The organism is Flavitalea antarctica (genome assembly GCF_054461535.1).
In genome coordinates, this window is sequence record NZ_JBTLQG010000001.1 from 158,088 (window position 1) to 171,507 (window position 13,420).

Here is a 13,420-nt window from a genome sequence, read left to right on the forward strand (position 1 = left end):
GGGGTACTTTATTTTTTCACGATTTGCAGGTAGCCGCCTGCTTTAGCAGGGTTCGAAATAAACCAGGCCGGGTTTCCATTACTATCCTTGCCAGGTTTTGCTCCGGGTACCGGTGGCTCATTGTTTATCCGGTATTGTTCAGTGATAATTTCTGAAGAATGTAAAAGTGGAACGTCCGTTGCTTTATGTTTATGCGGCAGGTTTATATCTGTACCCTGAACCACCGTATGATCGTCCCTGTTTTGGCTATGTTTTAAAAAAGATTCAACGGGCTGGAATTTCTCCTGGTTGGCCTGGAGGTCAGCGACTTGCCTGGTCAGCAATTGCAGATGCTGTAGTATTTCGTTTAATACGGGCTGGTCTGAAACCTGCAATGACACATTGCCAGGCGAAGACAAAGGTTGAACTACGCGGTGAGCGGCATATGACGAATCATGCGCAGATTTATTGTCCCCTGTTAAGCTGACTGCAGTTACCGGGTCTGCTGGCATCCTGTCGTCATAGTATTTCGCAAGTTTTTCTATGGTGTTGCACTCTTCATTTAACTGGCGGAAGGACACCTGTACCGGAAAACGCTTTTTTAAGGTCAGGGCTACCTGCGTCAGTAATAAGGAATCAAGGCCTGCTTCGATGAAACCGGCAGTTGCAGGGATATCTTTCATATCAAAGCCGGAAGCATCCTGGAGTATAGTCCTGATAGTATCAACAAATGCAGATTTCCTGCTATTTACAATTGGAGTTTTCGATGTTTCCTGTACCACCAGGGGTTTGGAAGGTTTTGGAACTTTTACACCGTTTACCCAGCATAACTTTTTATCGAAGGCATAGGAAGGAAGATCCAGGCGGCTGGCATTTGTTTTATTGGTAAGCTTCGAAAAATCCATTGAGATTCCGTTAACCCAAAGCTGGCCCACTGCGTGTAAGAGCTCGGCATAGGCATGATGTCCACCTGCTTCGGGCTGCTGGCTGGCAATGGCCAGCACCGGCCTGTCGCCAGCCTGTTGCTTAACCATAGTGGTGGTAACATTCCTGGGGCCAACTTCAAGAAATGCGGTTGAAGGACCGGATAATAACTCCTCCACTGCATCTGCAAAGCGAACCGTCGAAACGAGGTGATTGGACCAGTATGCGGGATCAATTGCTTCAGCATCTGATAACAGCTTACCCGTAACCGTTGAGTAAATTGGAATAAGTGGTTTGTTGATTTTTAAACCACTTACCAGCTTTTCAAAAGGTACCTGTACAGGTTTCATCATGTGGGAATGAAAGGCATGACTGGTAACAAGTTTCTTGTTGCCTATGTTGGCTGCGTTGAGTGAATCCGCAAATAACTGTATTTCATCACTGGTGCCGGCTACAACTGTCATCTTCCTGCTGTTGATGGCGGCCACCGACAATCCGGAAGGTAGAAGAGAACCAACCTGATCAACGTTTGCAAACACAGATAACATAGCGCCTCCGGGTAATTCCGCCATCAGACGCCCTCTTGCTTCAATCAGCATAATCGCATCTCCAAGAGTAAAAATGCCAGACAAATGAGCCGCCACGAATTCCCCAATACTATGGCCGATCATGGCAGCTGGCCTGATGCCCCAGCTCATCCAAAGTTTTGCAAGGGCAAATTCGAAGATAAACATCACTGGTTGTGTGTACCTGGTATTGTTGATGAGGTCCGGCGGATCAGTCTCATCAAATATAACCCTGCGGATATCTTCAGACATGTATTCGTACAGCAGGTATGCGCATTCGTCTACAGCTTCCCTGAATACTGCTTCATGATGATAAAGATCTTTACCCATGTTCAGGAACTGGGATCCCTGGCCCGGAAACACAAATGCGATACGTTCAATATGATTTTTGTTGACACTTTTTTCAGCAGGTAAAGCCGGAGACTGAAGTTTGCTGATCGCCGTGGCAACGTTGCCTGCCACCACGAACCGACGCTGGTTAAACTGCTGGCGGGTAGATCTGAGGCTATAAGCCAGGTCCTGGAGAGAGATTTGAGTTTTTTGCACGAGGAAGTCGCTCAGCCTGGCCGCATAGGCATCCAAGCTGTCGACGGTCTTCGCAGAAAGCTGTAACAACTGGGCAGGCTTAATGTCCGAAGATTGAAATTCAGTCTGCTCCGCTGATTCAACAAGGATATGAACGTTTGTACCGCCAACGCCAAACGAGCTAACCCCCGCAATTCTCTTTTCGGTTGCCCATGTACGTAAGAGTGTATTCACATAAAACGGACTATTCTGAAAATCGATCTGTGGATTCGGTGAGCTGAAATTGATAGAGGCAGGTATCTGTTTATTATAGATAGCAAGAACAGTTTTGATAAAACCCGCGACACCAGCGGCGGCAGTGAGATGACCCATATTACTTTTGACGGAACCGATAGCACAATACTGTGGTTTATCCTGGCGGCCAAATGCGATTTTCAGGCCTTCGATCTCAATTGGATCGCCCAGGGGAGTGGCAGTACCATGTGCTTCGATATAACCTATCTGAGATGCATCTACCGACGCTTCTTCTATTGCCTGTTTTATGGCAGCTGCCTGTCCTGCAGCACTTGGGGCCGTAAAACTGCTTTTTGCGGAACCGTCATTGTTTACACCAATTCCTTTTACAACAGCATAAACGGAATCCCCGTCAGCAATAGCCTCCTCAAGATTTTTTAACAACACCACACCGGCTCCGTCACTGAACACTGTACCACCGGCCATAGCATCAAAGGGCCTGCAGTGACCATCGCGGCTCAGCATGGCACCTTCTTCGTAAAGATGCCCGCTTTTTAATGGAACAGTTACAGCAACACCTCCGGCAATTGCCAGATCACATCTTCCACTTCTGATGTTTTCCACAGCCTGGCTGATGGCGAGCAGTGATGTAGAACAACCGGTATTCATACTCACGGCTGGCCCTTTTAAATCTAATTGAAAAGCGGTACGCGTGGCGAGATAGTCTTTTTCATTAGCTGTCATTACCTGGAACGAACCAACCTGTTCTACCAGGTCGGGGTTCGGATAAACGTTGTTAATATAGTAAGTGTTATTTCCCGATCCTGCAAATACCCCGATGGTGCCTTTATAATGTACGGGCAGGTATCCCGTTTTCTCCAGTAGTTCCCAGGAAATCTCCATGAACAATCGCTGCTGTGGATCCATCAGGGAGGCTATCTTTGGATTCAGACCAAAAAAAGGAGCATCAAACTTGTCAACATCAGTAAGTATACCTCTTGCTTTTACATAGGCAGCATTATTTCTTAGCTCTCCGGGCACAGATCCGTCAAGTTCTTCCGCGGTGAAAAAACTGGTTGTTTCCTTTCCCGCCACCAGGTTTGCCCAGAATTCTTCAACATTTGCAGCACCCGGGAAACGGCCCGCAAGGCCGATTACCGCTATATCTTGTGTAGACGCTTTCTTTTTTACAAACTCCTGGAACGTTGAATGTTCTCCATGGTCAAGGAAATCCGCAAGCGCTCTTATAGTGGGGTATGCGTAAAGTTTAGTCACTGGCAGCTCGAGGCCGTATTTCTCTCTCAGTTCAACAATTGTTTTGACGGCCAGCAGCGAATTGCCACCCAGTTCAAAAAAATTATCATCGCAGCCTGTACGATCCAGCTCTAACAGTGATGCCCAAACGTGGGCAATTTTTTTCTCAGTGTCGTTTGACGGGGCCACATATTTTGTGTCAAGGTCAGGTCGTTTAATGTCCAGATCAGGCAACGCTTTTTTGTCAATCTTGCCACTGGTTGTTTTCGGGAAATGTTCAACCAGCATGATAGCAGATGGCACCATATATTGCGGCAACCCTTGTTCAAGAAAGGTACGTACCGCATTCAGATCAATGGATGGTTTGACTGGTTTCAGGTATGCAAGCAGCCGTTTCTGTCCGGACTTGTTCTCACGGGCAACAACAACCGCTTGTTCAACATCCGGATATGTATTGAGAAAGACTTCTATCTCTCCGGGCTCAACACGATGTCCCCGGATCTTGACCTGGTCATCTTTTCTCCCCAGAAATTCTATGTTTCCGTCTGGCAGATAACGGGCAAGGTCACCCGATAAGTACACCCGCCTCAAGCCCGAATCAGGATGTTGCCATTCAATGAATTTTTCCTGTGTCAGTTTGGGTTGATTCAGATAACCTTCAGCCAGGCATACACCGGAAATAATTAACTCCCCGGTCTCGCCGTAACGTACAAGCTTTTTATTTTCATCGATCACAAATATGCTTGTATTGCTGATCGGGCTTCCAATGCCAGGCAGCGCCGGCCAGGTCATCGCATCACCATCAAGCACCAGTTGGGTAACAACATGTGCTTCAGTCGGTCCGTATTGATTAAAAAGCTTACATCCGGGTATCGCTGAAAAGAGTCTTATCAATTGAGGGGTAATTTTCAGTTGTTCCCCGGCAGTCATCACTTCCCGCAGGCAGGCGGGAAAACGTTTATTTGTCCCGGCAGATTCAGCAAGCTGCTGGAGCGCAACAAAAGGAAGGAAGATCCTGTGAATAGATTCGTCCTTAATCAAAGACAACAAGCGGAATGGATCAAGCCGTATGTCATCCTCCACAAGCACCAGCGTACCGCCGGTGGTAAGTGTTGAAAATATTTCCTGGAAAGAAACGTCAAAACTTAGCGGGGCGAATTGCAGGGTATTTGTGCCAGGCCCGGCTGTTGAAGCCTTAGCCTGCCATTGCAGGAGATTTACAAGTGGCCCGTGACCCATACTTACGCCCTTAGGTTTCCCGGTTGATCCTGATGTAAATAGTATGTAGGCAAGTGAAGTTATCTGCGAACTTGCAGTTTCCCCGCTTATGAAGCCGGCAGGAAGGGAGACATCCATCGCTGAAATAACTTTCAGACTTGTTTGTTGGAACCGGTCGACGTCAACCGTGGTTACCAGGCAGCTTTTTATGCCCGACTCCGATATGATCATAGAAAGCCTTTCCGGAGGGTAAGCAGGATCGAGTGGGAGATAAGCCCTTCCGGATCTCAGGATGGCAATCAGCCCAACTATTGTGTCTATAGAACGCGTTGTACTGGTCCCGATTATCTTTTCGCCGGCACACCTGGAATTGATCAGGGATGCCAGCCGGCCCGCTCTTTCATCGAGTTGTTGATAAGTAAGTTGTTCAGTACCGAAGCGGATTGCAATACCTGAAGATTGCCCGGCTATCGGGGTAGTCAACAGATTGTGTACCAGGTTAGAAGAACCGGCCAGGGCATTTGAAGGGGTCATTAGGGTACATTAAAGGGTTAAGCTAGCCCTGATTAAACTGAAATGAACTGGCTTTCCGTGTGAACGATTATGAATTCAGCCTTCGATGAAGGAATTCAGAGACATAATGATTTTGACCTGGGAAAGGAAAGTGACGGCCATATCAGTTAATCAGAGGACTTAGACGGGCCAAAATACCTTTAATTATTAATAAGTGCAATAGGGTAAACATTCCCGTATGCAATTTTCACCTGTTTATTAATTCACAAGGGCATTACCTTAATCATTTCACGTAAGTGTATTACTTAGTGTATTATTATTATTATGTTAGTGTATTATTATTATTATTATGTTATGCCTGGAGCATTTGTAGTTGATGCAAGTGGGTATTTTGAAATACAATCGCATTAAGTACTGATTATGAACACACCCTGAGCAGCGGTTTGCGACCTGACCCTTTAAATGTTTTTGCCCTTTTATTTCATTATCTCGGAAATATTATTACTTTTGAGCCTGATTTTAAATCATCTATACTACCTGTCCATCCTCTGGAAAACCCTGAAACTACACAACTACAAAAGCAATGAGTCGGTCGCACCAACATCCTATGCAATTACAGCTTACCTGACATCCTTTCGACTACCTCCTGGCGTTTCATTACTTGTTGTATGTCCTGATCGTAGAAACTGATATATCCGATATAGCAAGTTCAGGCATCATGTTATGCGTTGGTAAATGAACAACCGTAGATAAACTATATGCATATTAACTAGAAACCTATGAAAGTATAGTGGTTGTGGAAGATCTGAACAGATGATTAATTAATGAGTACCAATCAAAAATAAAATAAATAGGATAAGCACCTTATGGAACAAAAAGTTATCGGCGTTATTGGCCTTGGATATGTCGGATTGCCTTTGGCAATTGAGTTTTCAAAAAAATATCCTGTTATAGGATTTGATATCAATCAAAGAAGAGTCGCCGCTTTACTCTCAGGAAATGACTATACGCTCGAAGTCAGTAATGAAGATCTTAAATCGGTCCTGCGTACTTCCTCCCAAAAAGGTAACGGTATTTTGATCACCAGTGATCTCGAAGAATTACAATCTGCTAATATTTACATAATTACCGTACCCACCCCGGTTGACAAATATAACCGTCCCGATCTTACACCATTATATAAGGCCAGCGATACCGTCGGCAAGGTGTTGAAAAGAGGAGATATAGTTATATATGAGTCAACAGTTTACCCCGGTGTAACCGAAGACGAATGTGTTCCTGTACTTGAGAAAGTGTCCGGGCTGGTATTCAACACGGATTTTTATGTCGGATACTCCCCGGAAAGGATTAATCCGGGAGATAAAGAACATACCGTTACCAAGATCAAAAAAGTCACATCAGGCTCAACTCCTGAGTCCGCCAGGGAAATAAATGAATTATATGGCAGCATTATTGTAGCCGGTACGCATCTCGCCCCGTCTATTAAGGTAGCAGAAGCGGCTAAAGTTATTGAGAATGCGCAACGCGACATCAACATTGCCTTTATTAATGAACTTGCAAAGATATTTAACCACCTGGATATTGATACATCTGAAGTGCTGGCAGCAGCAGGAACGAAATGGAATTTTCTCAACTTTAAACCTGGTCTTGTAGGCGGTCACTGCATCGGGGTTGATCCTTATTATCTTGCGCAGAAAGCAATGGAAGTTGGATATCATCCTGAAATAATACTGGCGGGACGCAGACTTAACGACGGCATGGGTTCATACATAGCGGAAAACGTTGTGAAGCTGATGATCAGGAAAGGAATAGCAGTGGCAAACAGCAGGGCTCTTGTTCTTGGCATTGCATTCAAAGAAAATTGCCCGGATGTAAGAAACACAAAAGTGATCGACATCATTGACCAGCTGAAAAAGTACCAGGTGAATATAGATGTTTATGACCCCTGGGCAGATGCAGCCGAAGTGGAACACGAATATGGGATCAGTATGCTTAAATCTTTACCGGAAGACAAGACTTACGACACGGTGATCCTCGCGGTAGCACACCGGGAGTTCAGCTACCCGATGGTTAAAAAACTTTGCGGCGAATCATGTGTGCTTTTCGATGTTAAGGGTCTTCTTGATAAAAACCTGACCGACGCACGATTGTGATATCTGAAATACTGTAATATATAAATATGTACGAACAAAAATTTCATAACGGCGACATTTCAGAATCTTCGTTCCTGGTAACAGGGGGTGCCGGGTTTATTGGTTCGAATATCGTCGAATACCTGTTAAAGAATAATGCGGGAAAAGTTCGTGTGCTCGACAATTTCAGTACCGGCAGTCAGGAAAACATCCACCCTTTCCTGGACAACCCGGCTTTCGAATTGATAGAGGGTGATATCCGCGAACTGGAAACCTGCCGCAGGGCGGTCGAAGGAATTGACTACGTGTCCCACCAGGCAGCGCTCGGATCTGTGCCCAGGTCAATAAACGATCCCATCACAAGTAATGAAGTAAATGTGAGTGGCTTCCTTAATCTGTTGGTTTCCGCCCGGGATGTAAAGGTTAAAAAGATGGTTTATGCAGCCAGCAGCAGTACTTATGGTGATCATCCCGGTTTGCCGAAGTTCGAAGACAAAATAGGTAACCCGTTGTCGCCTTATGCTGTTACAAAATTCGTAAATGAATTGTACGCGAATGTTTTTTCGTCGACATACGATTTTCATGCGTTGGGACTCCGGTATTTTAATGTGTTCGGACCAAGGCAGAATCCAAAAGGCCCGTATGCTGCGGTAATACCATTGTTTATTGAGTCGGCACTGAAAGGTGAAGCCCCGTTTATTAACGGTGATGGCGAAACGAGCCGGGATTTCACATTTGTTGAAAATGCCGTTCAGGCCAACATTAAGGGTTTACTGGCAGAAGGCATCAATAAACATGAAGTAATAAATATTGCGTTTGGTGAACGAACCACACTTAATGAACTGTGGAATGAGATCAAAGTTTTGGCTGGCATAAGTCTGGTGCCGGTGTACCGGGAAAACCGGAAAGGAGATGTAAAACACAGCCTTGCGAATATTGACAAAGCCGCCGGCCTGATAGGCTATCACCCGGGGGTATCTGTAAAAAGGGGTTTAAGCCTTGCATTTGATTGGTATCGCCAGAATTTGATGGCGATTAGTAGATAAAAAAAATAATATTATTTTTGGCTAACCCTTAAAAACAAAAGCTGTATATGAAGATTCGTTTCCTGGCGGGTTTATCCCGAATTTCATTGACCATCCTGGTTATGGCTCTGTGTCTTACATCCTGTACAACTGCAAAAAAGCTGCGCTATTTCCAGGATCTCCCCGATAGTGATGTCGTGGATCTTCCGCCGGCGCCGCAAGAAGAACGTGCGATTGAATATGGTGATCAGCTTGATATTACATTTAGTGGGAAGGATCCTGAAGCAGCATTATTTTTTACAAGAAAGGGTGTGCAACCTACTTTAGGTGAACCTGGTCAGATAGTTGATCCCCAGGGCTTCATCGAATTTCCGATGTTAGGTAAAATAAAAGTTTACGGGTTAACTGCCCGTCAGTTAAAGAACAAACTGACAGAGCTTGCTTCCCCGTATATGAAGGAAGCAATGGTGGATGTCAGGTTCATTACTTTTCGCATTTCGGTGCTCGGGGAAGTGAGATCACCGGGAACCTTTATTTTGCCTCAGCAAAGAACATCAATACTTGATGGACTTGCTGCAGCGGGAGACCTTCCTATCACGGCTAAACGTTACGACATCCAGTTGTACCGCCAGAATAACGGTAAAAGAAGTATGACAAAGATTGATTTGCGTAAAAAAGACGTTTTGCTTGATAAGGAAACTTTCCAGTTGCAACATGGAGATGTACTGATTGTACCTCCACGTTCAAATACGGTTATTCAACAGGAGACAGTGCTGTTTAGCACATTACTCGGCCTTACGTTAAGTGTTGTTAGCCTGGTGCTGATAATACAGGACGGAAACAACTAAAACTTAAAAACGAAAAACATGGATCAGTCATTCATTGACGAAAAAGAATCCGGGGGTGGTTTTGATATCAAGACATACTTTTCCAAATTAGGAAAAAACTTTTATTGGTTCATCATAGCCCTGTTGGTTTTTGGTGCTGGCGCTGTGATGTATCTTAAATATACCCTGCCGTTGTATAAGTTGTCTACCTATGTATTGATCAAAAAACCGACGGATGCCAAGAACCTTATTGGAGGAACTCCTTTTGCCGGAGGTGGATCAGAAAGCGGTTCAACCGGGTTAAACATCAGTAGTGAAATATTCAAGTTAAAATCCGGGGCTATACTAGGGGAGGCAATCGACTCCTTAAACCTTCAGGTGTCAATTACCTCCAATGAACGGGTTAAAGGCCAACCAGTCAGCCTGGATTCAGTACCTTTTACGGTAACTGCAAAAATGGCTGACCCTAATGCCGACGGGTTCGTATATACAGCGACTTTTAATAATGACTCGTATAAATTATCAACTGAAACTTCAGGGATTACTGGTCGATATGATGTTCCACTCAAGGTAGGAGATGATACCATTATAATTTCGAAAAAAAGCGGGTTTAAAAGTGGGATGGAATACGATCTCCAGTTAGTGGGACGGGATAATATTATCGGGAAATATATGGATAGGATTGAGGTCGCACCTGTTCCAAAGGGTGGACCGGATATGTTAGAAGTCTCAGTTACAGACGAATTTACATCAAGAGCTGAAAAACTGATTAACGTACTCGTTTACCGCTATGATCTGGCAAACCTCGACTATAAAAATAAGGCTCTTCGTGTTGAGATGACTTTTCTTCAGAAACAGTTGGATGAAGTAACGGCGGAATTAAATCAGCAGGAGAGCATTGTCAGCGACTTTAAATCCACAAACCAGGTAAATGATGTTTCTGCATCGGCAACAGAGCTGCTTGGTGATATGAAGGTTATTGACAAGCAAAAGAGTGAGAATGAGCTCAAGTTGAATATGCTTTCAATGATGGAATCGAATGTGAAAGCCGGAACCAATAATGACGAGATAATCAGCACCACCGGCCTCCAGGACCCGGTATTAAATGATCTCATTACAAAATACAACGCGGCCATTATCCAAAAGAAGGACATCTTGGAAAAGGGGACGGCGCTTGACCCACGACTTGAAACGATTAATCAGACGTTGACAGACTATCGGGCCAATATCTTAAAAGGCAGTAGTAACTTAAGGCAGGAGTTGAGAGCCAATGAATCTTTTCTGGCGAATCAGGAGCGGGCCACCACCTCCCGGTTCCGTACCCTTCCCGGCAAAGAAAAAAGCTATGTCCAGGTCAACCGTGTACTCAACCTCAAACAGGCAGTTTATATGTTTCTAATGGAGAGAAAGTCTGAAAAAGAAATCGAACTTGCTTCAGCAGAGATCGCCGAGTCCCGGATCATTGATTCCAGAATGAATAAAAGCAGCCGTGAACCGGATCCTATGCTTATCTATCAAATCGCATTGGGATGTGGAATACTGATACCGGCAATCATTATTTTTCTTATAACGATTCTTAATAAAAAAGTTGAAACCAGGAAAGACATAGAGGCAGCGACAAAAATTAACATTGCCGGCGAAATCGAATATGTAAGAGGTGAATCGGAGATGGTAATGCTTGCTGAGGCTGTAACCCCGGCCGCAGAGCAGTTCAGAACACTTAGAACAAACATATCATACCTCAGTCAGGATAAGGTTGCAAAAGTTCTTCTCGTCACATCCTCAATAAGCCAGGAAGGCAAAAGTTACGTTAGTCTGAATTTAGCAAACAGCTATGCTATCAGAAACCAGCGGGTAGTGCTCCTCGAGTTTGACCTTCGTAGCCCTGGATTATCGGAGAAACTGAATGTTTCTGAAACAGAAGGGCTTGCTAATTTTCTTGCAGGCGAAGTTGACGTGACAGATATCGTAAGACCAACTGCAGAATATCCCAATCTTCATTTTATCAGTGCAGGTTTCCCCTTGCCTTCAAATCCCGGCGAAATAATTCTCGGTAACAGGATGAAGATTCTTTTCGAATACCTAAAGTCAAATTTCGACATTATTGTTATTGACACGCCACCGGTAGGGCTGGTTTCAGATGCACTGACACTTGGAAAATGGGCCGACATTTCCTTTTTTGTGGTCCGTCACCGATACTCTCTCCGCAACTCGCTGAAATTGGTCAATAAATTGAATGAAGAAAAAAGATTACCCTCTTTGTCTATTATCATCAACGGGATAAAAGGAAAATCTTTCAGCAGGGGGAGTCAGTACGGTGGCTACGGATACGGTGCCGCCTACGGAAAGAACAAAAATAAAAGAAAAAGATTGGGAGCTGGCGCTTAAATGCCAGTGGTTAAGGAACTAATTTAAGTAAAAAAAAGCAATGGATCTTACATATAAAAATTCGTTTTGGGGCTATTTCAGTTTTTATTATCGCATCGTCGGAAGCCGGTTCTTTGTTTACCTTGGCCTTAGCATCATCATCAGCCTAATGGACGGATTGGGACTCGCAATGTTTATTCCGCTGTTGCAATCAGTTTCAAATGAAGATTCGGCGGGTAAAGATGGCGCACTGGGACAGCTTCATGACTTTATCAGGCTTATGGAGGGAATGGGTTTAACAATGAACCTGACCACGGTACTTATGATTCTGATATCATTGTTTGTCCTTAAAGGAATTTTCAAGTACATACAACTAAATTATTATGCTTCCATCCGTCAGTTTTTTATTAAGAAAGTAAGGTACAAAATGGTATCGGATCTTGAACATTTGGCTTATGGAGCCTTTATCAAGCATGACGCTGGAAAAATACAGAATACTTTAACCGGGGAAGTAGCGAGGTTATTTAACACTATGACGCTGTATTTTACTGCCGCTCAGTTGTTCGTGATGCTGGTTACTTACATAGGGCTCGCTTTTATGGCAAATTACCAGTTCGCATTGCTGGTTGTTCTTGGGGCCGCGCTTTCAAATTCGATCTATCGAAAAATTTTCGCGATCACCAAAAAGGCCTCCGCTGATTTGTCTGAAAAGGGCAGCGACTTTAACGGGTTCCTGGTTCAATCTATTCACTATTTTAAGTACCTTAAATCCACCAATACCTTCTCTCAATATTCCAGCAAACTGCTGCGGGTGATCGACGAGACTGAAAATCTCAACAAAAAAATGGGTAATCTTAAGGCAATCGCCCTGAGTATTAAGGAGCCAATAATCATTACAATCGTCGTAACGGTGATAATGATCCAGGTAAGCTGGATGGGAACAAACCTGACTACAATACTCGCCAGCCTTTTATTTTTCTACCGGGCACTGACCTTTCTTGTTTCGTTGCAAAACGATTGGCATGGTTTTGTAGAGAACAGTGGTGGGATGGAAGCAGTCAGCAAACTCAGTGCAGAGTTCACGGAGTTCAGAGAACCTACAGGTAACCGTATTTTCCACAGACTTGAAAAAGAAGTGTTATTCAGAAATGTTGAATTTCGCTATGACAATAAAGTCGCTCTCGACAATATAACAGTGAGTGTACCAGCGAAGCAAACGATTGCTTTTATCGGAGAAAGTGGATCAGGAAAAACAACGCTTGCCAACATGGTTGCTGCGTTGTATAAGCCTCAATTGGGTGATATTTTAATCGATGACATCCCACTAAAGGAATATGATCTGGCAAGCTACAGGAATAAAATTGGATATATATCCCAGGAGTCAGTCATTTTTAATGATGACATTTTTAATAACATTACGTTTTGGGCGCCCAGGACTCCGGAAAATATGAAAAAATTCATCGAGGTTACTAGGATGGCATCCCTGTTTGACTTCATCGATACACTTCCGGAAAAGGAACTTACGAAATTAGGGGACAATGGAATGTTGATTTCAGGTGGACAGAAGCAACGTATTTCGATTGCGCGGGAACTTTACAAAAACTCAGAAATATTAATCTTTGATGAAGCAACTTCGGCATTGGATTCTGAGACAGAAATGATCATACAACAAAACATTGAGCAACTTCATGGTAGTTATACGATGATTGTTATCGCCCATCGGTTGTCAACTATAAAAAATGCAGACCTCATTTATTTATTGGAGGATGGAAAGATTTTGGCGTCAGGCACATTTGATGAAATGATATCCAAGTCGACCAGATTTAAAAAAATGGTCATGCTACAGGCCGTTTAGA

At 44.0% G+C, this 13,420-nt stretch carries 6 protein-coding genes; 5 read left to right on the forward strand and 1 reads right to left on the reverse strand.

Annotation, left to right across the window (positions count from 1 at the left end):
* Positions 1–8: 8 nt before the first annotated feature.
* Positions 9–5,234: an amino acid adenylation domain-containing protein gene (locus ACX0G7_RS00540; RefSeq protein ID WP_458921444.1), complete on the reverse strand. Its 5,226-nt coding sequence runs from the start codon at positions 5,232–5,234 to the stop codon at positions 9–11.
* Between the two features lie 845 nt (positions 5,235–6,079).
* Between ACX0G7_RS00540 and ACX0G7_RS00545 the strand changes: the two genes are divergently transcribed.
* Genes ACX0G7_RS00545 through ACX0G7_RS00565 form a run of 5 tightly spaced genes read left to right on the forward strand, consistent with a single transcriptional unit; the run spans position 6,080 to position 13,419 of the window.
* A complete protein-coding gene (locus ACX0G7_RS00545; RefSeq protein ID WP_458921445.1) occupies positions 6,080–7,366 on the forward strand; it encodes a nucleotide sugar dehydrogenase in 1,287 nt (428 codons plus the stop codon).
* Positions 7,367–7,392: 26 nt separating this feature from the next.
* On the forward strand, positions 7,393–8,391 hold the full coding sequence (locus ACX0G7_RS00550) for an SDR family oxidoreductase (protein WP_458921446.1): 999 nt from the start codon (positions 7,393–7,395) through the stop codon (positions 8,389–8,391).
* A gap of 47 nt (positions 8,392–8,438) precedes the next feature.
* Entirely contained in the window at positions 8,439–9,218 is a 780-nt protein-coding gene (locus ACX0G7_RS00555) for a polysaccharide biosynthesis/export family protein (protein WP_458921447.1), read from the forward strand.
* 18 nt (positions 9,219–9,236) lie between these two features.
* Positions 9,237–11,585: a GumC family protein gene (locus tag ACX0G7_RS00560; RefSeq protein ID WP_458921448.1), complete on the forward strand. Its 2,349-nt coding sequence runs from the start codon at positions 9,237–9,239 to the stop codon at positions 11,583–11,585.
* A gap of 40 nt (positions 11,586–11,625) precedes the next feature.
* On the forward strand, positions 11,626–13,419 hold the full coding sequence (locus ACX0G7_RS00565) for an ABC transporter ATP-binding protein (protein ID WP_458921449.1): 1,794 nt from the start codon (positions 11,626–11,628) through the stop codon (positions 13,417–13,419).
* The last annotated feature ends 1 nt before the right edge of the window (position 13,420 follow it).